The following is a 22106-nucleotide window of genomic DNA, read 5'->3' as shown; positions in this document are numbered from 1 at the left end:
GGCGCCTATCCTACCCCAGGGCTTCCCGGGAAAGGCCGCGGACTTGGCGGGGACATCGCCACGGCAACGGCGCCGCCGGCGCGGGTGAAAAAAAACGCTCGCGCCTATATAGTTGCCGACTTCCCTCGTTTCCCCGTGCAGCCGATCACCATGTCCGAAGCCCGCAAGATCCTCGTCACCAGCGCCCTGCCCTACGCCAACGGTTCGATCCACCTCGGCCACATGCTCGAGTACGTGCAGACCGACATGTGGGTGCGTTTCCAGAAGCTGCGCGGCAACCAGTGCGTCTACGTCTGCGCCGACGACGCCCACGGCTCGGCGATCATGCTGCGCGCGGAGAAGGAAGGCATCACCCCGGAACAACTGATCGCCGGCGTGCAGGCCGAGCACAGCGCCGACTTCGCCGACTTCGGCGTGGCGTTCGACAACTTCCACTCGACCCACGCCGAGGAAAACCGCGAGCTGTCCGCCGCCATCTACCTGAAGCTGCGCGACGCCGGGCACATCGCCACACGCTCGGTGACCCAGTACTTCGATCCGGAAAAAGGCATGTTCCTCGCCGACCGCTTCATCAAGGGCACCTGCCCGAAATGCGCGGCCGAGGACCAGTACGGCGACAACTGCGAGAAGTGCGGCGCCACCTACGCGCCCACCGACCTCAAGGACCCGCGCTCGGCCATCTCCGGCGCGGTGCCGGTGCTCAAGGACTCCAAGCACTTCTTCTTCAAGCTGCCGGACTTCCAGGCGATGCTCGAGGGCTGGACCCGCAGCGGCGCCCTGCAGGAATCGGTGGCCAACAAGATCGCCGAATGGCTGAACGCCGGCCTGCAGGAATGGGACATCAGCCGCGACGCACCCTACTTCGGCTTCGAGATCCCCGGCGAGCCGGGCAAGTACTTCTACGTCTGGCTGGACGCGCCGATCGGCTACATGGCCAGCTTCAAGAACCTTTGCGCGCGCCGCCCCGAGCTGGACTTCGACGCGTTCTGGGGCAAGGACTCGACGGCCGAGCTGTATCACTTCATCGGCAAGGACATCGTCAACTTCCACGCCCTGTTCTGGCCGGCGATGCTCGAAGGCGCCGGCTACCGCAAGCCGACCGCGATCAACGTGCACGGTTACCTGACGGTGAACGGGCAGAAGATGTCCAAGTCCCGCGGCACCTTCATCAAGGCGCGCACCTACCTCGATCACCTCGACCCGGAATACTTGCGCTACTACTACGCGAGCAAGCTCGGCCGCGGCGTCGACGACCTCGACCTGAACCTCGAGGACTTCGTGCAGAAGGTCAATTCCGACCTGGTCGGCAAGGTGGTCAACATCGCCAGCCGCTGCGCCGGCTTCATCCACAAGGGCAATGCCGGCGTGCTGGTCGCCGGCGACGCCGCACCCGAGCTCAGCGCCGCGTTCGCCGAAGCCGCGCCGTCCATCGCCGAGGCCTACGAGGCCCGCGACTTCGCCCGCGCCATGCGCGAGATCATGGCCCTGGCCGATCGCGCCAACGCCTGGATCGCCGACAAGGCCCCCTGGGCCCTGGCCAAGCAGGACGGCAAACAGGCCGAGGTGCAGGCCGTCTGCGCCCTGGGCATCAACCTGTTCCGCCAACTGGTGATCTTCCTCAAGCCGGTGCTGCCGAAGCTCGCCGCCGCCGCCGAGGCTTTCCTCGACGTGCCGCCGCTGAGCTGGGACGACCATGGCTCCCGCCTGGCCGACCACCGGTTGAACGCCTTCACCCCCCTGCTGACCCGCATCGAACCCGCGAGAATCGACGCCATGATCGAAGCCTCCAAGGAAGACCTCGCCGCCGCCGAAGCCGGTGCCGGCCAGACGCACGGCAACGGCGAGCTGAAGAAGGACCCGCTGGCCGCCGAGATCGCCTTCGACGCCTTCGCCGCCGTCGACCTGCGCATCGCCCTGATCGAGAAGTGCGAGTTCGTCGAGGGCGCGGACAAGCTGCTGCGCCTGAGCCTCGACATCGGCGACGAGAAGCGCAACGTGTTTTCCGGCATCAAGAGTGCCTACCCCGACCCGAGCACGCTGGAGGGCCGCCTGACCCTGTACGTCGCCAACCTGGCGGCGCGCAAGATGAAGTTCGGCGTCTCCGAAGGCATGGTGCTGGCCGCCGGTCCCGGGGGCGAGGAGATCTATCTGCTCAGCCCGGACAGCGGCGCCAAGCCCGGACAACGGGTCAAGTAGGCCGCCGCCCGATGGCCACGCCTTCGCCGGGCCGCCTGGCCGCGGGGTTCGCCCTGCTGGTCGCGCTGGCCCTGGCCGGCTGTTCCGAGGGCGACCGGCAGGCACCGGCCAGCGGCGCCGCGCCGCTGCAAGGCGAGCGCGGCGCCCCCGAGGCCTTCCTCGCCTACGAGCATCGGGTCGCCATCCGCCTGCCCGAGGCGCTCATCGAACCGCGCCTGGCCGCGACCCGCGACGCCTGCGTGACGAACCGCTTCGGGCCTTGCGCGCTGTTGAGCGTCGAACAGCACGGCGGTCGCTACCGCGCCGGCAGCCTGAGCCTGCGCGTCGTTCCAGAAGGCGTCGAGGGACTGGTCGGCCTGGCCGCCGGCGAAGGCGTGCTGGAAAGCCGCAGCACCCGGGCCCAGGACTTGGCCCAGGCGGTGGAGGACAACCAGCGCCAGCGCGAACGCCTGGAGCGTCAGCGCGAGACCTTGCTGGGCTATCAGGCGCGCCGCGACCTGAGCGTCAGCGACATGCTCGCCCTGGCCCGCGAGCTCGCCGACGTGGAGACCCAGCTCGCCGGCCTGGAACAGACCGCCGCCGAGCAACGCCGGCGCCTCTCCACCAACCTGCTGACCCTCGACTTCAGCGCCGACGCGGCGGCGGACGGGCGCGTGCAGCGCATCGCCCGCGCCGCCGATGGCCTGCTCGATAACCTCGCCGACGGCGCCGCCCAGGCGCTCGGCCTGCTCGGCTACGGCATCCCCTTCGCCCTGCTGCTGTTTCCCCTGGCCCTGCTGGTCCGCGCGCTCTGGCGCCGGGCCACCCGCCCGCGCCGATGACGTCCGCGCCGGGCGACGGCAGCCATCGCCCTTGATGGTCGGCACGACGGCGCATGCGGGTTGTACCGGTTCCGGCGCATCCCGGATAATGCCCGGCCGAACCTTCGCGATTCCTCCTCCTGGGCGCGCATGACCGACTTCCTCCTTGCCCTGATCGGCGCCGCGCTGGTCAGCAACCTCGTCCTAGGCCTGCCCCTCGCCGCCGACTCGCTGCGCCAGGACCCGGCCGCCGTGCTCGGCCCGGCCGGCGCCCTGCTGATCGCCATCGCCGCGCCGCTGGGCTGGGCCCTGCAACACCTGCTGCTGCGGCCCCTGGCGCTGGAAGCCCTGCAACCGCTGTTCGCCCTGCCGCTGCTGGCCCTGCTGGCGAACCTGGTGCTGCGCCTGCTGCGAAGCTGGCGCCCGGCGTGGCCGACCGCGGGCCTCCGGCTGCCGTTGCTGGCCAACGGCGCCGGGCTCGGCGCTCTGCTGCAGGCGGCCAGCCCGGCGAGCTTCGCCGCGGCGCTGGCCTTCGGCCTGGGCGGTGGGCTGGGCTTCTGGCTGGTGCTGCGCGCGTTCGCCGACCTGCTCGCGCGCAGCGCGGCAGGCGACGTGCCGGCGCCCTTCCAGGGCGTGCCGCTGCGCCTCATCGCGGCCGGCCTGATGGGCCTGGCCTTCCTCGGCTTCAAGGGCTGGGGACCGGCATGAACGGCGCCGAACGCATCCAGGCCATCGACGCGTTGCTCCCGCAGACCCAGTGCGGCAAATGCGGCCATCCCGGCTGCAAACCCTACGCCGTCGGGATCGCCCACGGCGAAGCCCTCAATAAATGCCCACCGGGCGGCGAGGCGACCATCCAGGCCCTGGCGAGCCTGCTGGGCCGCCCGCCGCTGCCCCTGGAGTCGCCCGACGGGCCGACCCCGGCGCAGATCGCCTTCATCCGCGAGGCCGAGTGCATCGGTTGTACCAAGTGCATCCAGGCCTGCCCGGTGGACGCCATCGTCGGCGCCGCGCGGCTGATGCACACGGTGATCACGGCGGAATGCACCGGGTGCGAACTCTGCGTGGCGCCCTGCCCGGTGGACTGCATCGACCTGCTCCCGCTGCCGACAGAGCAGGCGCAACGACAGCGCCAGCAGGCCGACCTTTTCCGCGAACGCTACGAGCGCCGCCAGGCACGCCTGCAACGCGAAGAACAGCGGCGCCGGGCGGAACGGCTGCGCCGCACGGCCCCCGTCGCCACGGCGGCGGACGCGCCCCTCGACGCGGTGCAGGCGGCGCGGGCGCGGGTCAAGGCGCGGCAAGGCATTCCGGGCGTCGCCGCCGAGCCCTCCGCGCTCCTCAAGCGCTTGAAGATCGAAGCGTCCATGGCTCAGGTGGCGCTGGCCAAGGCCGAGAAGCAGTGGGCGCAGCATGGCGGCGAGACCCTGGCCGCCCAGGTCGCCTCCCTGCGCGAGGCGGCCAGGGCCGCCCGGCAGGCCTGGGAACAGGCTCAGCAGGCGCCGCCGGTGGCCGCGTCCGTCGCGCCCGACGTCCCACCCGACGCCGCGAAACAGGCGCGAATCGCCGCCGCCATGAGCCGCGCGCAATGGCTCAAGGCCCTCAAGCGCTTCGGCCCTACGCCCGACCCCGCGCAACGTGCGCAGCTCCAGGCCCTGGAAGAGGAGACCCGGCGCGCCGAGGCCCTGGCCGGCCAGCTTCACCCCCCCTCGCCCCGCGGGCCCGGCGACGCGGACCTGAAGAAAGCCAAGGTGACCCTGCTCACCCGCCGCGCGGCGCTGCGCAGCGCCGAGCGGGATGCCGCGCCCGCCGCGGAACTGGAGCGCCTGCGCCACGCCCTGGCGGACGCCGAGCGGGAGCTGCATGCCGCCGAGGACGCCTGTGGCCGTCCGGCGCCGCGCCTGCAGCGTATCGACAAACAGCCGATGCCCGCCGAGCTGCGCGCGCTGAAGACCGAACTGGCCTACGCCCGCGCCGAAGTCCGCGCCCAACAGCACCGCCATCCCCTGGATGCCGACGCCCTGGCCAGGGCGCATGCGCGCCTGGCCGAAGCCGAACGACGCCTGCATGACCAGTCTCCGGCCTGAAGCCCTGCTCCTCGACCCGCGCCCGGCGATGCGCGACGTGGCGCTGGCGTGCCTGCCCGGCCTGGCGACGCTGTTCTGGCTGTACGGCTGGGCGGTGCCGCTGCAACTGATCTTGTGCCTCGCCAGCGGTCTGGCCTGCGAAGCCCTGGTCCGCCACTGGCGGCATCGGCGCCCAATGCCCGCCGAGCGGGCGCTGTTCGGCAGGCCGCTGCTGGCCGAAGGCGGCGGCCTGGTCAGCGCCCTGCTGTTGGCGATCGCGCTGCCGGCCGGCTCGCCCTGGTGGCTGAGCGTCTGCGCCACGGCATTCGCCAGCCTGTTCGGCAAGGCACTGTTCGGCGGCTTCGGGCAGAACCCGTTGAATCCGGCGATGCTCGGCTACGCCTTCGCCCTGGTGGCCTTTCCCGCGCAGATGAGCCACTGGCCCGCGCCCGATGCCTTCGGGAGCCCCCTGGCGGCCAGCCAGCAGGTCTTCGGTTTCGGCGCTCCGGCGGTGGATGGCTGGAGCCAGGCCACGCTGCTCGACAGCCTCAAGCACAACGACCGCCTGACCCTCGACGAACTGTTCCAGCGCGACCCGGCGTTCGGCCGGGTCGGCGGGCGCGGCGTCGAAGGAGTCAACCTGGCCTTTCTGCTGGGCGGGCTGTACCTGCTCAAGCGTCGGGTCATCGCCTGGCAGATTCCCCTGGGCGTGCTGGGCGCACTGTTCGTCGCCAGCCTGTTCGGCTGGAATGGCTCCGGTTCGGACTCCCACGGCTCGCCGCTGCTGCACCTGTTTACCGGGGCGAGCATGCTCGGTGCCTTCTTCATCGCCAGCGAACCCGTCACCGCCCCGCGAGGCGCCCGCGCGCGCCTGCTGTTCGGCATCGGGATCGGTCTGCTCACCTACCTGATCCGCGCCTATGGCAGCTATCCGGACGGCCTGGCCTTCGCCGTCCTGCTGATGAACCTGGCGGTGCCGGCCCTGGAGCGCCTGGAACGGCGCCAGGCGGGCGAGCATGCATAAGTACGCCGGCCTGGCGCTGGTGGCCCTCTGCGGCCTGCTGCTCTGCGTCGGCGCCGCCCGTTGGCTCGACGGCCGCATCGAGGCCCAGCGGCAGGCGGCCGCCGAGCGCGCCCTGCTCGACCTGCTGCCGCCCGGCAGCTACGACAACCATCCGCTGCGCCGGCCCATCGCCCTGGCCGCCGGCGGCCTGCTGGATAACCGCGAGGCGCGCCCGGCCTACCTCGCCACCCTTGGCGGACGCTCCGTCGCGGTGGTGCTGCCGGTCGCCGCGCAAGGCTACGAAGGCCGCATCGAACTGCGGGTGGCGATCGACCGCGACGCCCGGCTGGTCGGCGCCCGGGTACTGGCGCAACGGGAGACCGCCGGCCTCGCCGACCTCGAGCGCCAGGGCGCCTGGCTACGGGATTTCCTCGGCCGCACGTCCGCGGACGATTGGCGACTGCGCGCCGAAGGCGGCCGGGTCGACCAGATCGCCGGCGCCACGCTCACCTCGAAAGCGGTGAGCCAGGCCTTGCAGCGCGCCCTGCGCTTCTTCGACGCCCACCGCGAACGCCTGCTCGCCGGGGAAACGCCATGAAAGGCTGGACGGCGTGGACCACGGCGCCCTGGCTGGCCCTCGCGCCCCTGCTCGGCGCCACCGACCTGCTCGGCAAGGCCATCGCCCTCGGCCTCGCCGGCGTGCTGGTATTCGGTGGCTTCGGCTTGCTGTTCGCGCTCCTGCGCCGCTGGCTGCCGGACCCGGCGCAGTGGGGCGCCGCCCTGCTGCTGGCGGGAACCCTGGTCGCCCTCGTCGACCTGGCGATGCAGGCCTGGGCCTATCCGCTACGCCAGGCCCTCGGTCCCTTCCTCGGCCTGCTGGCGCTGCCCTGCCTGCAACTGGCGACCCGCCCCGTCGGCGCCTTCGCCGGGGTGAAGAGCGGCCTGGGCTTCGCCGCGCTCGCAGTGTTGCTGGGCCTGCTCCGCGAAAGCCTGGGGCACGGCAGCCTGTTCGCCGGCAACGGCTGGCTCGGCATGGCGCGCGATGCCGGCCTGGCCCTGCCCTTCGCCGGCCTGCCGCCCTTGAGCCTGGCGCCGGGCGCCTTCATCCTGCTGGGCCTGTTGCTGGCCCTGGCCAACCACTTGACGTCTTCGAACGAAAGCCACACGCCATGAACGCCGCGAAACGCTACGAAATCTTCCGCCGCCTGCGGGAGGACAACCCCGAACCCCGCACCGAACTGGTCTACAGCACGCCCTTCGAGCTGCTCATCGCGGTGATTCTTTCCGCCCAGGCCACCGACGTCGGGGTCAACAAGGCCACCGCGCGCCTGTATCCGGTGGCCAATACCCCGGAGGCGATCCTCGCCCTGGGTGTGGAGGGGCTGTCCGAGTACATCAAGACCATCGGCCTGTACAACGCCAAGGCGAAGAACGTCATCGAGACCTGCCGCTTGCTCATCGAACGCCATGGCGGGCAGGTGCCGGACGATCGCGAGGCCCTGGAGGCGTTGCCCGGCGTGGGCCGCAAGACCGCCAACGTGGTGCTCAACACCGCCTTTCGCCATCCGGTGATGGCGGTGGACACGCACATCTTCCGGGTGAGCAACCGCACCCGCATCGCCCCCGGGAAGAACGTGCTGGAGGTGGAACGCCAACTGCTGAAGTTCGTGCCGAAGGAATTCCTCCTCGACGCCCATCACTGGTTGATCCTCCACGGCCGCTACGTATGCCAGGCCCGCAAGCCGCGCTGCGGCAGTTGCCGGATCGAGGACCTCTGCGAGTACCCCGAGAAGACCGCCATCGATTGAAGTTTGAGGAAAATTTTCGTCGATCGATTGAAAAAATCTTTTTTACGCTCTCCAGCTTTGTCGCTATAAGGTCCGCCAATAGCACCCCGTGAGCTGGAGTGAATGCCATGAGCGCCGACAAAGACGAGATCGAGATCGAAGACGAATTCGTCGCCGAGGACGCCGACGAGGCGGTGGTGGAGAAACCCGTAGAGGTTTCCAAGACCAACCTGACCAAGCGCCGCGTCATCGACAACCTGCTGGAGGAACGTCGTTTACAACGGCAACTGGCGGATTACGATTTCGACCTGTAGAGCCCCGCCATACGCGGGGCTTTTTCTTGTGCGGCCTGTGGGACGCGACGCGCGCGCTCTTCGCCTTGTGGAGCGCGACGAGGTCGAAGCGCGAGGGGGCGACGTGTCGATCGGTAGCGTTCATTTGAGAACCATTCATACCCCGTAACATAAAACAGGCTGTACCCTTACACGGAATAGGGTATTTAACGCGCGTGTCCGAATCGGGACACCTGCAACGGACGCAATGGCACGCCTTGCCAGCCCATCGACCAAGGAACGGACATCCCATGGCACTTCCCTTCTGCAATGGCCCCACGGCACGTCCCGCACAGGCCATGCCCGCGCACCCGCCGTATCCGCATCCCGATCCGGGCACGACCCGAACGACCTAGCCGAGACTCGGCGCTAGACGCCAATGGACCGCGCCGACCTCGTGTACGGCGCGGTGCGACGAGATTGTCGCGAACCCAGCACTTCATGGAGGAAAACGCCCCACCACACACGTCCCTCACGATGTCCCTGAGACGCGAACCCCTATCCGTTCGACCCGATTCATTTTCAGCAAAACGGCATTCGTCATGTACATAGGAAAAGCAGCCAAACTCTCCGGCACCACGATCAAGAGCATCCGTCACTACGAGGAAATCGGCCTGATCCCCCAAGCCCAGCGCGAGGGCAAGTACCGGATATACAGCCAGGAAAGCGTCGATGTGCTGCGCTTCATCAAGTGCGCCCAGCAGCTCGGTTTCCGGCTCAAGGAACTCCAGGAGATCCTTCGCGACTACAGCGGCCAGGAATTCCCCTGGGAGCTGGCGCAGCGCGAGGTGCAGAGGAAGAAGCAGGAGCTCCTGACCCAGATAAGCAGCATGCGCAAGCTCTACGAAGGGCTGGTGGACTTCGAGGAAAACCTCAAGGACGCCCGGGAAGAATGTCACCTGAACAATACCGCCCAGGCAGAGGAAAAAAACCATTCCACCCTGACGACCTGAAGCGACTGCTGGCTCGCCTGACGCGATGCGTCGGCTGAGCGGGCGGCGCGCCCTCGGCGCCTTTTACGCAGGCGAAAAAAAGCCCACTGCGCGAGCAGTGGGCAAGGTACAGCGGAGCAAAGGGTCTTATTAGACGGGCAGCTCGCCGGCCCCCGGTCGCACGATGGGTTGCGCCGGCACCACACCGGCACGGTCTCGCTCGGCGATGATCGCGCCGAAGAACCAGGGCGAGATCAGCGTCACCACCAGGACCGTCATCACGCCACTGGTGAACAGCGCCAGGGCGACCAGCGCACCGAGATCGATGATTGGCTTGAACTCGGAGAACAGCAGCGCCATGAAGCCCACCGAGAAGATCACCACGTTGACCACGGTGGAGCGGCCGACGCTGTGCATGGCCTGGAGGATCGAGGCGTCGATGTCCATGCCTTGCTGCACCAGCAGCTTCATCCTCGACAACAGGTGCACCGCGTAGTCCACCACGCCCACCACCAGGAAGGTCACCAGCGTGGTGCCGATGTTGAGCTGGATCTTCAACAGGAACATGCAGCCGTAGAGGGTCACCGAGGTGGCCAGCAAGGTGAGCATGCCGAGCAGCCCCAGGCGCACCGACTTCAGCCAGAGCATCATCATCAGCGACACCACCAGGGTCGCCAGGGTGAAGCTGAGCACTTGGCCGCGGGTGATTTCCTGCAGGACGCCGGTCCAGATCACCGGGGTGCCGGCGTGGGTGACTTCCAGGTTGGCCGGCTTGTTCACCGCCAGCCAGGCATCCAGGCGATCCAGCAGGCTCTGGTAATCGCTGGCCACCGAGGACGTCATGGTGTACAGGGTCAGGGCCTTGGAATAGTCGGCGTTGAGCACGTTGTGCAGATCGGAACCGCCGCCGTTCTCGAACAGCATCACGTGCTGCTCGATCAGGGCGTTGCCATCCACCTCGAAGGTTTCGCGGCGACCGTCCTCATCGACCGAGGTGACCTGTTCCTTGGCGTCCGGAACCCGCTTGTAGGCCGGGTTCATGTCGTTCAGCACCAGGTTCATGCGCTTGACGTAGGTCGCCAGCGAATAGCCGTAGCTGACGTCCGGCTGGGCCCGGATGAAGGCGTCGAGCTTATCGATGAACTTGACCACGTCGGTGTTCAGCACGCCGCGCGGGGTCTTGCTGTCGATGGCGATCCAGCCCGGCGCGGTACCGGCGACGTGGGCGTTGATGAACTGGTCGGAGACCCGTACCGGACTGTCCTTCTTGAAGTAGGCGATCCCGGAATCCTCGATGTCGATGAAGAAGGTCAGCACCGTGAGCACCGCCATCAGCGGCAGCAACACCGTCAGCACCTTCTTCCGATGGGTGATCAGCCAGGCGCAGAGGCGCACCAGTTGCACCGAGATGATCGACTCCTTGTGCACCTTCTTGCGCAGCGGCTCGTCGCGCCCCCAGAGGGAAATCCAGGCCGGGATCAGCAGCAGGGAGATGATCAGCGCGGCGGTCAGCCCGAGGGACATGAACACGCCGAAGTTGCGGATGCTGACGATGTTGGTGGTGGTGGAGATCACGAAGGTGGCGATGGTGGTCACCGTGGTCAACACCACTGGCGTCACCATCAGGCGCATGGTCTGCCGGTTGGCCTCGCGGTTGCTGTTGCCCGCCAACTTCTGCTCGTAGTACTCGGCCATGATGTGGATGGCGTCGGCGCAACAGATGGTGAAGAGGAACACCGGCAGCACGCTGGTGAGCAGGTCGAACGGCACCTTGCACAGCGCCATCAGGCCCAGCGTCCAGATGGTGCAGAACAGGATATTGAACAGCGGCAACAGCAGGCCGAGCGGCTTGCGGAAGAAGAACAGCAGCAGCGAGGTGACCAGCAGGAACACGATCGGGAACAGCAGCACCAGGTCGTGGTTGATGATTTCCTGCTGCGCGGCGATGAAGATCGGCATGCCGGCGATGAACACCTCGTCCTTGAACTCCGGATGCTGCGTCTGGTAGGTGGCGACGATGCCTCGGAAAATCTGGTAGGCGCGCAGTTGCGCCTCGGCGTCGTCCTGCTTGGTGCCCAGCTCGGCGACCAGCAGCGCGACCGTCTTGTCGCGGGAAACCACGCCGTCGAGCATCAGCTCGTTGTCCATGATTTCCGCCTCGACCTCCTTGGGGTCCATGTCGTAGGCGCGCAGGGTCTTGTGGATCAGCAGTTCGCCGTCGTCGGTGAGGACGATGTTCTCCAGGTCGCCCATGGAGGCCATTTCGCGGATCGGGTTGATCCGTTCGGCGAGGAAGGTCAGGAACTTCTGCTCGTGACTGTCCCAGTCCTTGCTGCGGGCGTGGTCGCGCAGGGCCTTCGCCTGCTGGTAGTCGTTCTGCGTGAAGCCGTCCTTGAGCATGTCGTCGGCCATCGCCCGCGCCGGCGCGTCATCGCCGTGCAGGTCGAGGATGCGGCGCAGTTCGCGCTCGTCGTCGGCGTTGCTGAGGATCACCTTGCGCGCCGATTGCGACATCGAGTACAGCGCGTTCAGGGTTTCCTTGTTGAACACGCCGTCGGGGTTGTGCAGCGCCACCATTACCGAGTCGAAGGTGCCGGTGAACTGGCCCTGCAAATCGATGATGGTCTTGCGCGCCGGGTGGTCTTCCTTGAGCAGGTAGGGGTTGGTGTCGGTCGCCAGGGAGCCGAGCACGTAGGTGAAATACGCGGTGATCACCAACAGGGTGAAGATGATGAACCGCGCGTAGCGTTCGACTAGATCCAGATATCTTTCCATGGTCGCCCGTACCGGAACTTACAGTGAGGAAACCGCGAACTGCGGTATGTCGCCGGACTTCAGGCCGCGGCGGATCGCGGTCTGGGTGAACAGCCGGTCGTCCAGTTGCACGTTGTATTGCAGTTGGTTGAAGCGCATTTCCGAACGGGTGCCGTTGATGAAGTGCTCGGTCTCGCTGAGCATGATGCTGTCGATACCGTCGATGGTGCCGACCTGCTTGGTGCGCATCTGCTTGATCAGCACGCCCTTCACGTCATAGAAGTCCTGGCGCATCACCAGGTAGTTCTGCTTGTCGATCCACACCTTGAGCTTGTTGTAGCCGGTCTTCGACAGCACCTCCGGCGACGCCGGCTCGCGCTCGATCACGTAGCAATCGCGCTCGGCGATCTTTTCCTCGCCGACCAGGGTCTGCCGGTAATCCTTGACCCGGGTCTTGTCCAGGTCGGCGTAGGAGTAATCGCTGCCCATGAAGGAGCCGCGCTTGTCGGTGGTGGAGATGCGCCGGGTCTGGCGGCTCACCGGCAGGTACATCCACTGGCTGTCCTCCTGGCCCAACACCTCGTGGGGGTTCTCGATGTGGAAGGCCACGTCGCGCACGTCGTTGGGCGAGGAGAAGTACATGGTGAATTTGTCGCTGTCGTCGTAATCCTTCTGCAGGTAGGTGAACTCGCGCACCCGGGTGTTGCCCTGCTTGTCGTGGAGGATCAGCGAAACCTGCGACATGAAGCTTTTGCCGTCGTTGCGGTCCCTGACGTTGCTCATGATGCCGTCCGCATCGAGCGCATCGGCGGCACCCGCGCCGCTCGCGGCGAGGATCAGGACGGCGGCGGTGAGGCCTTTGAAAATCGACGACATGTGAGACTCCTTTTGTTGTGGGGGTTGTTCGGCCGCCGGCCCGGGTGCCGGCGACCTGGGTCAGAACAGGTAGCCGGCGGAAAGCCGCAGCTGGTCGCGGCCGTCATAGGCCCCGAACAGCGTGGTGGGCTTGCCGAAGAACACATCCACCTCCAGCCCGAGCTTCAGCCAGTCGACCGGCTTGTAGGTGAAGATGCCCTGCAGCAAGGTGTTGTCCGCGGCGGGCGGCGAGAAGGCGACCACCAGGCGGCTCTTCAGCCGATCCTGGTAATGGGTGCCCTCCGCGGACAGGGTGAACAGGTGCTCGCGCTCGTCCTGCAACATGCCGCGCTGCCAGTCGAGCACGCGTTGTTCCTGCCATTGGGTGGAGATCAGCCAGTCGCGGAACAGGTAGTCCACGCCCAGCAGCGACTTGATCATCGGGCTCTCGTCGCTGCCGTGAGCACGGGTCGGGTTGGTCAGCCGCCAGTTGTCGAAGTAGGCCACCTCGGTGCGCACCACGATGCTGTGCCCGGCGTCCACCGCGAGGCCGGCGCCGCCCATGGTGTAGCGCGGGAACTGGCGTTCGAGACGGATCCGCCCGTCGTCCTCGGTGTAACCCTCCACCGCGTACACCGGGTCCTGCTGGCGCGCGTTGAGGGCGACGAAGCTGGCATCGACGGCGCCGATCCGGCCATTGGCGCTGGCGCCGTAGGAAAATCCGCGGTGCCCGTCATAGCCGGGCGCCGAATCCACCACGAAGGAGTCCGGGTCCGGCTTGGCGAAGATCGGCGCATCGAACTCGCTGCCCACCGCCGGCGCCTGGTTCTTGAGGAAATCGGTGACCCACAGCGCCTCCAGTTCCCATTCGCCGACTGGCTGGGTGAAACGCACCATGGGCACCGCAATGCGGCTGTCCTCGAGCAGGGCGGTGACCCCTTCGCGGTAATCCAGCGGGTTGATCTGGTCGAGCACGCGCAACTCGTCCGCACGGCCCCAGACCACCTGCTGCCAGCCCAGGGTCAGCTCGCCGTCGCCGACGTAGTGCCCCCAGTAGAGGTGGCGCCAGTCGGCGGTGAAGCGATAGTCGTCCCGCGCCTCGTCGCTGTAGGGGTTGTTGCCGTCGTAGCGGGCGTCGTAGCGCACCCGCCCCTTCGCCTTGTAGTAGCCGCTGTCCCAGTTGTCCTCGAGGGTCGCCTTGAAATACACCGCCTTCTGGGTGACGCGGTCGTCGTCGTGCAGACGCAGGGCGCTGGCCACGCCCACCTCGGCATCCCAGTAGGCGGGCTTGGTCAGGTCGGCCCGGGCCGACAGCGGCCCACAGCAAACCAGCGCGGCGATCAGGCCACGACGAAAAAACAGATTGGACATTGACTACATCCCCAGGCCGACACCGCCATCGATGACCAGGCTCTGGGCCGTGACGCCCCCCGCCTCGGCGCTCGCCAGATAACGCACCAGCGCCGCCACCTCTTCGCTCTGGATGAAACGCCGCAGGGGCAGCTTCTTCTTCGCGTTGCGCTGGATCTGTTCCTCGCTGATCCCGGCGATACCGGCCTGCACCGCCAGCTCCTGGCGCAGCATCGGCGTGTCGATCCAGGCCGGCAGGATCGCGTTGACCGTGATCTGCCGGGGCGCCACATCCAGCGCCAAGGCCTTGGTCATGCCGACGATGCCGTGCTTGGACGCGCAGTAGGCGGTGTTGCGCACCTTGCCCGCGCGGCCGAGGATCGACGCCATGTTGACGATGCGGGCGTGCTTGGGCATCAGCGGCAGGCACAGCGAGGTCACGTAGAAGGTGCCGTTGAGGTTGACCGAAATCACCCGTTGCCAGTTGTCCAGGTCCTCCGGCTCGTTCTCGTTGCAGATACCCGCGCTGTTCACCAGTACGTGGATATAGCCCAGGCGCTTGCCCAGCTCGTCGAACAGGCCGCGCAACGCGGCCAGGTCGGCGATGTCGGCGACATGGGTTTCCAGGGTCGCTGCGCCCTGGTGCTCCGCGGTCCAGCGTTGCAACTCGCGCAGGTCGAGGTCGAGCAACACCAGGTGGGTGCCGGCGTCGGCGGCGAAGTTTTCCGCCACCGCGCGGCCGATGCCCTTGGCCGCACCGGTGATGACTATGGTCCGGGTATCGGTCATGGCATCTTCAACCCGCCGTTGACCGACAGCACTTCGCCGGTCAGGTATTGCCCGCGCTCGGCGAGGAACAGCACCGCCTCGGCGATTTCCTCCGGCTCGGCGTAGCGCTTGATCAACAAACGCGCCTGGATGTCCTGCTCCTGGCTGCCGATCAGCGCCGTGCTCATTTCGGTGTTGACGATACCCGGCGCCACCGCGTTGACGCGGATGTTGCGCGGCGCCAGCTCCACCGCCAGGGCGCGGGTCAGGGCTTCCACGCCGCCCTTGGCGGCGGCGTAGTTGCTCTGGCCCTTGCCGGGCTTCTGCGCGGCCACCGAGCTGAGGTTGACGATGCAGCCGCTGCGCTGGCGCATCATGCTCGGCAGCACCTTCTGGCAGCACAGCAAGGTGCCGACCAGATTGGTCTGGATCACCAGGGCGATGTCCGCCGGCGACAGGGTCGCCAGCAGGCCATCGCGGGTGATCCCGGCATTGTTCACCAGCACATCGATGCGTCCGAACGCTTGCTCGACCTGCTCGAAGAAGGCCGCGATGCTGTCCGCCTGGCTGACGTCGCATTGCGCCGCCAGGCAGCGCACGCCCAGGTCCTCGATCTCGTCGCGCAGGGCGCCGGCGGCGCCCTCGTCACGGACATAGCTGAACGCGACCTGGTAGCCCTCGCGGGCCAGCGCCCTGACGATGGCCTTGCCGATCCCGCGGCTACCGCCGGTCACTACTGCGATCTTGTCGTGCATCACCCGCTCCATCACAGGGAATTGTCCGTCTTGAACTGCGCCAGGCCGAACCCGTGGGTGGCGGCGATGGCGCGGATCTGCTGCACCTGCTCGCGGCTGATGTCGCCGTAGGAGTAGTGCTGCTTCATGCCCGACAGGCCCATGAGCACCGATTCGGCCATGCAGGCGTACAGCTGGCCCTGCTTGAGGTAGGCGCGTACGTTCGGCGCCAGCCCGTCACCCATCGGCGTCTGGACGATGCCGCCATGCATGTAGAGCACGTCCGGGCGCAGGGACGGCAGCGCCTGGTCCACGTTGAGCGGCACCGCAATGTCGCAGACCACGCTGTTCTCGGCGAAGTGCTCGGCGCCGAGGAAGGCTTCCGGGGCGTTCGCCGCGCACAGCACGATGCGCGCGCGCTTGAGGGACTGCAGGTCGTTGCCGATGGTGATGAAGGCGTTCGGCCCAGCCTTTTCCTCGACGAAACGGAACAGCCGTTGGCCGAGGTCGGCGCTGTCGCGATGCTGCTCGAGCAAATCCTCCAGGCCTTCCAGTTCCAGCAGCCGCGAGGCCAGGCGGTCCTGTTCGGCGCGCCCCTCGAAGATCGACTGGGCGGCGTCGGCGTAGATCAGGTGCGCGGTCTTCTCCAGGCGTCGGGTCGAGCCTTCGCGGCCGCTGCCGATCAGCAACAGGTGGTCGACCTTTTCCGACAGCAGCGAGGCGTAGGTGGACGCGATGTTGCCGGCCGCGCCGACCACCGCCGCGGTTTCCCGGGCCAGGTCGATGTTCTGCTTCCGGCAGCCCTGCTCGATGGCTTCCAGGCCCATGCCGATGGTCAGGGCGTTGCCCGAGGTCAGCGCCATGTCGGGGATTTTCAGCGCCTGGCAGTTGTTGGTGACGATCGAGGTGTACATGCCCAGCCCGGCCACGCTGTGGCCATCGGCCCGGGCGTCCTGGATGCGCGCGGTGATTTCCCGGCGGATCGGCTCCAAGTCGCCGCTGGCGATGTAGTCCGCCATGGCGTTGGAATCCATGCACAGCGGGTAGAGGGTGAACTCCACCGCGCTGCCCAGCTTGGAACGGATCAGCGCCGGACCGATGGGCGCCGCGCGGCGCTCGGGCGCCATGCGCTGGATGAAGGCGCGCTTCTGCTCCGGGCTGAGGTCGGCCAGGGACGGGTCCACGTCGCTGAGCATGTCGGCGTCGATCAGGTGGTTGATGAAGGCGACACGAGCGACCACCCGCGCGCCTTGTTCAGCCTTTGGGAGAACGCGGTCATCCTCGAAGTTCTGCTCCCGCGCCGGCATCGCCGGGATCAGGTCGGAGCAGACGCCGGCCGCCAGCGGGAAGGCATCGCGACGACGGAGCATCTCGCAGACTTTCTGCAACGCGGCGATCAGGCCGTCGATCTCCACCAGGCTGATGCAGGCCGGCGGCTCCAGGCGAATCACATTGGCATTGCTGCCGGACGGCGCGACGCGCAGGGCCTCGTGCTGCAACAGGTAGCCGGCGATGATGTAGCCCAGGGCATCGTTGTACTGCGCGGACGCCTGCACCATCGAGCTGCTGCCGCTGAGGTCGTGCAGTTCGAAGCCGAGCAAGAGGCCGCGGCCGCGCACGTCGGCGATCACGTCCGGGTAGGCTTCCTGCAGTTCGCGCAGCGACGCCTTGAGGTATTCGCCCTTCTTGTGCACATCCTTGAGCATGGCGCCGTCGTTGGCGTACAGGCGCTCCAGGGCCAGCGAGGCGATGCGGCAGGACACGTCGTCCTCGGCGAAGGTCGAGCTGTGGATGTAGCTGAAATCCGCCTCGTAGTGGCTGCCGCGGATCACCGTCACGGCGATCTTCGCCAGGCCGCCGCCCAGGGCCTTGGACAAGCAGTAGTAGTCGCCCTGCAGCTTGAAGTGGCTGCTCGCCAGCAGGGTGCCGGTGCGGCCGAAACCGGACTGCACCTCGTCGACGATCAGCGGGCATTGCAGTTCGTTGCTGAAGCGCCGCACCGCCAGGTAGAAGTCGGCAGCGAACTCGTTGATCCCGCCCTCGCCCTGGATCGGCTCCAGCAGCACCGCGGTGATCGCGCTGAAGGGCCGGCGTTTCACCTGCAGGCGCTCGCCTTCCCATTCCAGGGCCAGCCATTCGCGCCGGTGGCGGGCTTGCAGCTCCTGCAATTGCTGGGGTTGCTCGGGGTCGAGGAACTCGACGTTGAGGCCGAAGCGGGAGAACGGCTGGCGATACTGCTTGCCGTAGGTCAGCTGGACGGTATTCACCAACTTGCCGTGGAAGCTGCGACGCATGGCGACGAACACCGGCGCGCCGTGCAACTGCGCCAGGTTGTACTGGCGCGTCGCCTCGACCAGTTGGCGCAGGGTCAGGTAGGGCAGGTGCGCCGGCAGCAGACCGGCCGGCAGGTCGAGGTCGTCGACGTCCAGCTCGACGTAGGCCTTGTCGCTGGAGGACAGGTTCGCCAGGGCGAAGTCCAGTTCGTCGAACTGCTTCTGCAATTCCTTCTGACGGCGGTATTCGGCGTGCTTGACGGCGATTTCCACCGCTTCCGCGCCGCTGTTGGAAAAGGTCGAGACATACCGTTCGGTGTTGTTCAGCTCGCGGTTGAAGGCCTCGCTGAGCTGACGGCCGAGGTCGCCGGCGGCGCCGCGTACCGACATCTGGGCGTTGAAGGGAATGTCATCGCGCAACAGCCGGCAGTATTCGTCGACGAACTGCGGGTCGTTGTGGCCGAACAGCGCCGCGCCATAGCCACCCAGGAAGTCGGTGACGGTGACTTCGCTGCCCTGCGCATTGCGGTAGAAGAGTTTGCTGCCGCTGGCCCGGTGGAATTGGCATTCCAGTCCGAGCGCCTGCATCAGCTCGACGTATTTGGGTCTTACGTAGTCGCGGTAATCCATGACAGTCATGTCCTTGTGATGAAACGGAGTCGTAGGGAACGGGATCAGGCGTGGGCCGCCGGGTATCGGGTGTCGTAGTGGTGGAGCCGGTAACAGGCGCTGAAACCGTTGTCGTCGCGGTTGACCACCGCGCCGCGCTGCAAGCGCGCCGGCTGGCAGTTGCCGATGGCGAACGGCAGCTCCGTGGAAACGGGCCGGCGCAGGCCGGCCAGGGCCGGGACCTGCTGCGCGCGCAAGGCGCTGCGGGCGAGGATCAGGTCCACCAGGCTCGGCGCGCCGCTGAGGATGCCGGTCAGCGGTTGGCTGCTGGTGACGTGTCGCGCCCCGCTGCGCGCCAGGATGTCGCCGAGGCGACGGTCCTCGTGGGGCGTGGCGGTGCCGCTGCAAACCAGCAGGTCGACGCCCTGGGTCGGCAACTCGAGCTCGGCGATGTCGGCATGGGCCGCCAGGCCGGTCAGGCAGGTATGCGGCCCCTCCGGCAGATCCTCGCGGCGACGCAGGATCAGGGCGGCGGCGCCTTCGCCGGCGATGCCGCCCTGCCCTTCTTCGTCGAACGGCCGGAATGCGGTGGCGCCCTGGGTGCCGATCACTCCGGCGCGGGCCAGTGCCGCCAGCCCCAGGGCATCCAGCTCGCTGCCCGCGCCGACCACGATGGCCGCGTCGATGCGGTAGTTCTGCAGCGCCGAGCAGGCTTCGCGCAAGGCCGCCTGGTTACCGGCCACGCCCTGCATGTAGGCGTTGCATTCGGCTTCCAGTTTGCAGGCCAGGCTGACCACGCCCAACAGGCCGTTGCTCAGGCTCTTCAGCACCAGGAACGGGTCCAGGGCGCGCTCCTGGAGCACCCGCCGGGCCAGCTTGCGCATATCCAGGCCCTGACCTTCGCGGCATTCCTGCAGGAGTTCCGCATAGGCGTCCAGGGACGGATGGGTGTAGCCGCCCTGGCAGCAATAGAGGCCATAGCGCAGGCGCTCGCCGCCCTGCGGATCGAGTCCCGCCTCGTGCAGCGCCTGGTGCACCGCGCTGACGCCCCAGATCACCGCCGGGGCGCAATAGCGTTGCAGGTTGGCCGCCACCTGCTGGCGGCAGCGTTGGTGGACATCGTCCTCGACATGGCCGAAGGCGCTGATCCGCCGACTGTGGAAATGCCGGGCGCGCAGCGCGACGATGCCGCTGCGGGCTTCGCGGGCCGCCTGCCAGAACGCCTCGACGCCGCTGCCACTGGGCAGGACGCAGCCCGCGCCGCTGATGGCGATGGCCGGATTGGACGTGCTCATCGTGACTCCTCCCGGTATTTGCCCAGCACCAGCGACGTATTCAGGCCGCCGAAGCCGAACGAGTTGCTGAGCGCCACATCCACCCGCCGCGCCGCCGCCTGGTTGGCGCAATAGTCGAGGTCGCACTGGGCGTCGGGGTGATGCAGGTTCACCGTCGGGGTGATCCGGTCATGGCGACAGGCCAGGGCGGTCAGCATGATTTCCGGCGCACCCGCGGCGGCGATCAGATGGCCGAACTGCGATTTGTTGGCGCTCACCGCCAGCCGGCGGTAATGCTCGCGGTTGGCGAAGACGGTCTTGATCGCCAGGGTCTCGGTGGCGTCGTTGAGCGGCGTCGAGGTGCCATGGGCGTTGATCAGGTCGACCTGCTCCGGCTCCACGCCGGCGTCGCGCAAGGCGGCCTGCATGGCGAAGGTGGCGCCCCGGCCCTGGGGGTCGGGCGCGGTGACCTTGTAGGCGTCCAGGCTGCTGCCATAGCCGAGCACTTCCGCATAGGGCGTGGCGCCGCGGGCCAGGGCATGCTCGAGGGTCTCCAGGACCACGAAGCCGCCGCCCTCGCCGGCGATCAACCCGCTGCGGTCGCGGTCGAACGGCCGGCACAGGTCGGCACCCCAGCGCTGTTCGGCGCTGGCCGCGCCGAGCAGATAGAGCGCGCCCATGGTGTCCAGGTTGAGCACCGAATCGGCGCCGCCGGCGAGGGCGATCTCGACTTCGCCGCGGCGGATCATCTGGAAGGCGTTGCCGATGGCCTGGGCGGCACCGGCGCAGGCGCTGCTGATGTTGATCACCGGTCCCTCGCAGCCGAGGTCTTCGGCGATGGTACGGGCCAGGCGATCGTTGCTCTGCCGCAGCGAGCCCTCGCCGCGGACCTCGCCGGCACGCGCCATGAGGTGCGTCCAATCGGCGCGTCCGGCCTTGTCTTCGGGCAACGCCAGCAGCATGTCGGCAAGCATGTGCTGCGGTGCGCCCGAGGCGCAGAGCACGGCCGCGTCGCGCCATCCGTCAGGCTCCAGGCCGCTGTCGGCGACCGCCTGGGTGGCGGCGACCCAGCCATAGCGGCTGCGTGTTTCCAGGGGTCGGCTCCAGGCCGGGTGATCGCGCAGGTAATCCGGCAGCAGGCTCATGTCCACCGCTGCCGCATAGCGCACCGGGAAACTGTCGCCCTGCGCTTCTTCGGGTTGCCAGGGGCGGATGCAATGGGCGCCCCGCAGCATTTCGCTCCACAGGCGCTGCCATTCGAAACCGAACCCGGTCACCGCGCCCATGCCGGTTATCACAATCCGTGTCGCACTCATGCGCCCTTCTCCGTGTAATCGATCGCCAGCAGCAGCGCGCCGCAATGGCCCGCGGACGTGCGGTTCAGCAGCAGGGCATGGCGGGGAACGTCGCCGTATCCGGGATCGCCGAGGGCATAGAGCACCTCGGTCGGCAGGCTGCTCGCGCCGAGATTCCCGGTCCGGCTCCGGCTGCTCTGCAAGGGTCGATGGCGGCCCAGCAAGGTGTTCAACAACGGATCGGCCGGGTCGGCGACGATCTGTTCGACGTCGCTGAGGTTGAGCCTTTCGTCCTTCAACGCCTGCTTGAGGACCCGCTCGACGACCGCCGTGGCGCGCTCGCCGATGGCGCCATAACCGCGCGCGAAGCCGACCACCCGGACCCGCTGCGTCGCGTGCTCGGCGGGTGCCGCCGCCAGCAACAACGCCGCCGCGCCTTCGCCATGCACCTCGGCATCGGCTTCGCCCATCGATGGCTCGCGCAGGTACAGCGCCGGCGTGAGATTCGGGCTGGTGCTGACCATCAGCATCGCGTCGGCACGGCCTTCGGCGATCTGCAGGACGGCCTCGATCAACGCATCCAGGCCGGCGTTGGCCTGGGAGCAATAGCCGCCCATGGGGCCGTTGCAGCGCAGCGCTTCCGCGACATAGGCCATCACGCTGCTGTTGAGCAGCGTCAGCGCGTGCAGCGGCGGGGTATTGGCGAACAACGCGGCGACCGGTTTCTCCGGCTGCGAGCGGATGGCCTCCACCGCATCCCAGCAGGGGCTCGGCGCATCCACCTCGGGAATGGCGGCGGTGAGCCCGACCCGCTCCGGTGGCAGTTCCAGGGCCCGCAGCTCGGTGGCGAGGCGTGCGGCGCAGTGCAGCAGGCGCAGGCCCTGGGGCTCGACGCTGCGCTGGATCTTGCGGTCGAACAGGTCGACCGGCAGGCGCGGCGTGGCGATGGCATGGGCGCGGCGCGCCGGATCGAACGCCAGCGGCTGCGGCGTCGGCGCGGCGCCATGAAGGTCGCTCGCCTCGTCGCCGGCGGCGTTCAACAGCGCGCCGGCGATCAGGTATATGGGACGGACCATGC

19 protein-coding genes are annotated in these 22106 nt (G+C 67.8%); 10 read left to right on the top strand and 9 right to left on the bottom strand.

Annotated features, from left to right (window positions below; genetic code table 11):
• Positions 1-150: 150 nt before the first annotated feature.
• The 10 genes from metG (at position 151) to OGL92_RS00535 (ending at position 9137) form a co-directional block, all read left to right on the top strand.
• Entirely contained in the window at positions 151-2196 is a 2046-nt protein-coding gene (metG, locus tag OGL92_RS00580) for a methionine--tRNA ligase (protein ID WP_263138786.1), read from the top strand.
• 11 nt (positions 2197-2207) lie between these two features.
• Positions 2208-3017, top strand: coding sequence for a DUF4349 domain-containing protein (locus OGL92_RS00575; RefSeq protein WP_263138769.1), 810 nt, complete (start codon positions 2208-2210; stop codon positions 3015-3017).
• Positions 3018-3146: 129 nt separating this feature from the next.
• Entirely contained in the window at positions 3147-3704 is a 558-nt protein-coding gene (locus OGL92_RS00570) for an Rnf-Nqr domain containing protein (RefSeq protein WP_263138765.1), read from the top strand.
• Positions 3701-5083, top strand: coding sequence for an electron transport complex subunit RsxB (rsxB, locus tag OGL92_RS00565; protein ID WP_263138758.1), 1383 nt, complete (start codon positions 3701-3703; stop codon positions 5081-5083). The genes OGL92_RS00570 and rsxB overlap by 4 nt, the downstream gene beginning before the upstream one ends.
• The gene (locus OGL92_RS00560; RefSeq protein WP_263138752.1) at positions 5064-6086 is read left to right on the top strand and encodes an RnfABCDGE type electron transport complex subunit D; all 1023 of its coding nucleotides are present in this window, start codon (positions 5064-5066) and stop codon (positions 6084-6086) included. The genes rsxB and OGL92_RS00560 overlap by 20 nt, the downstream gene beginning before the upstream one ends.
• Positions 6079-6663 carry an RnfABCDGE type electron transport complex subunit G gene (locus OGL92_RS00555; protein WP_263138750.1) on the top strand — a complete coding sequence of 195 codons (585 nt, stop codon included), beginning with the start codon at positions 6079-6081 and terminating at the stop codon, positions 6661-6663. Before OGL92_RS00560 ends, OGL92_RS00555 begins: the two co-directional genes overlap by 8 nt.
• Positions 6660-7238, top strand: a complete 579-nt coding sequence (locus OGL92_RS00550) for an Rnf-Nqr domain containing protein (protein ID WP_263138747.1) — start codon at positions 6660-6662, stop codon at positions 7236-7238. The genes OGL92_RS00555 and OGL92_RS00550 overlap by 4 nt, the downstream gene beginning before the upstream one ends.
• Positions 7235-7873: an endonuclease III gene (nth, locus tag OGL92_RS00545; RefSeq protein ID WP_263138744.1), complete on the top strand. Its 639-nt coding sequence runs from the start codon at positions 7235-7237 to the stop codon at positions 7871-7873. The genes OGL92_RS00550 and nth overlap by 4 nt, the downstream gene beginning before the upstream one ends.
• A gap of 107 nt (positions 7874-7980) precedes the next feature.
• Positions 7981-8166: a hypothetical protein gene (locus OGL92_RS00540; protein WP_263138743.1), complete on the top strand. Its 186-nt coding sequence runs from the start codon at positions 7981-7983 to the stop codon at positions 8164-8166.
• Positions 8167-8726: 560 nt separating this feature from the next.
• The gene (locus tag OGL92_RS00535) at positions 8727-9137 is read left to right on the top strand and encodes a MerR family transcriptional regulator (protein WP_263138742.1); all 411 of its coding nucleotides are present in this window, start codon (positions 8727-8729) and stop codon (positions 9135-9137) included.
• A gap of 129 nt (positions 9138-9266) precedes the next feature.
• Here the strand turns inward: OGL92_RS00535 and OGL92_RS00530 are convergent, their stop codons facing one another.
• From OGL92_RS00530 to OGL92_RS00490, 9 genes are read right to left on the bottom strand one after another with little or no spacing between them, the layout of a single operon-like run.
• On the bottom strand, positions 9267-11891 hold the full coding sequence (locus OGL92_RS00530) for an MMPL family transporter (RefSeq protein ID WP_263138740.1): 2625 nt from the start codon (positions 11889-11891) through the stop codon (positions 9267-9269).
• An 18-nt stretch (positions 11892-11909) separates the two neighbouring features.
• On the bottom strand, positions 11910-12746 hold the full coding sequence (locus OGL92_RS00525; protein WP_263138738.1) for an outer membrane lipoprotein-sorting protein: 837 nt from the start codon (positions 12744-12746) through the stop codon (positions 11910-11912).
• Between the two features lie 60 nt (positions 12747-12806).
• Positions 12807-14096, bottom strand: a complete 1290-nt coding sequence (locus OGL92_RS00520; RefSeq protein WP_263138734.1) for a DUF1302 family protein — start codon at positions 14094-14096, stop codon at positions 12807-12809.
• Positions 14097-14099: 3 nt separating this feature from the next.
• Complete coding sequence (locus OGL92_RS00515) at positions 14100-14864, bottom strand: SDR family NAD(P)-dependent oxidoreductase (RefSeq protein ID WP_263138728.1); 765 nt, start codon at positions 14862-14864, stop codon at positions 14100-14102.
• Complete coding sequence (locus tag OGL92_RS00510) at positions 14861-15598, bottom strand: 3-oxoacyl-ACP reductase family protein (protein ID WP_263138721.1); 738 nt, start codon at positions 15596-15598, stop codon at positions 14861-14863. Before OGL92_RS00510 ends, OGL92_RS00515 begins: the two co-directional genes overlap by 4 nt.
• A gap of 11 nt (positions 15599-15609) precedes the next feature.
• Positions 15610-18480 (bottom strand): aminotransferase class III-fold pyridoxal phosphate-dependent enzyme, encoded by a 2871-nt coding sequence (locus OGL92_RS00505; RefSeq protein ID WP_263138719.1) that lies wholly within the window; start codon positions 18478-18480, stop codon positions 15610-15612.
• A gap of 44 nt (positions 18481-18524) precedes the next feature.
• On the bottom strand, positions 18525-19754 hold the full coding sequence (locus tag OGL92_RS00500) for a beta-ketoacyl synthase N-terminal-like domain-containing protein (RefSeq protein WP_263138717.1): 1230 nt from the start codon (positions 19752-19754) through the stop codon (positions 18525-18527).
• Positions 19751-21049: a beta-ketoacyl-[acyl-carrier-protein] synthase family protein gene (locus tag OGL92_RS00495; RefSeq protein WP_263138715.1), complete on the bottom strand. Its 1299-nt coding sequence runs from the start codon at positions 21047-21049 to the stop codon at positions 19751-19753. The genes OGL92_RS00500 and OGL92_RS00495 overlap by 4 nt, the downstream gene beginning before the upstream one ends.
• Complete coding sequence (locus OGL92_RS00490) at positions 21046-22104, bottom strand: beta-ketoacyl synthase (RefSeq protein ID WP_263138712.1); 1059 nt, start codon at positions 22102-22104, stop codon at positions 21046-21048. Before OGL92_RS00490 ends, OGL92_RS00495 begins: the two co-directional genes overlap by 4 nt.
• Between the last annotated feature and the right edge of the window lie 2 nt (positions 22105-22106).

It is taken from the genome of Pseudomonas sp. RIT-PI-AD (genome assembly GCF_025642785.1).
GTDB lineage: Bacteria > Pseudomonadota > Gammaproteobacteria > Pseudomonadales > Pseudomonadaceae > Pseudomonas_T.
The sequence above is the reverse complement of the archived record's forward strand: the minus strand, read 5'-3'. Positions and strand labels throughout refer to the sequence as shown.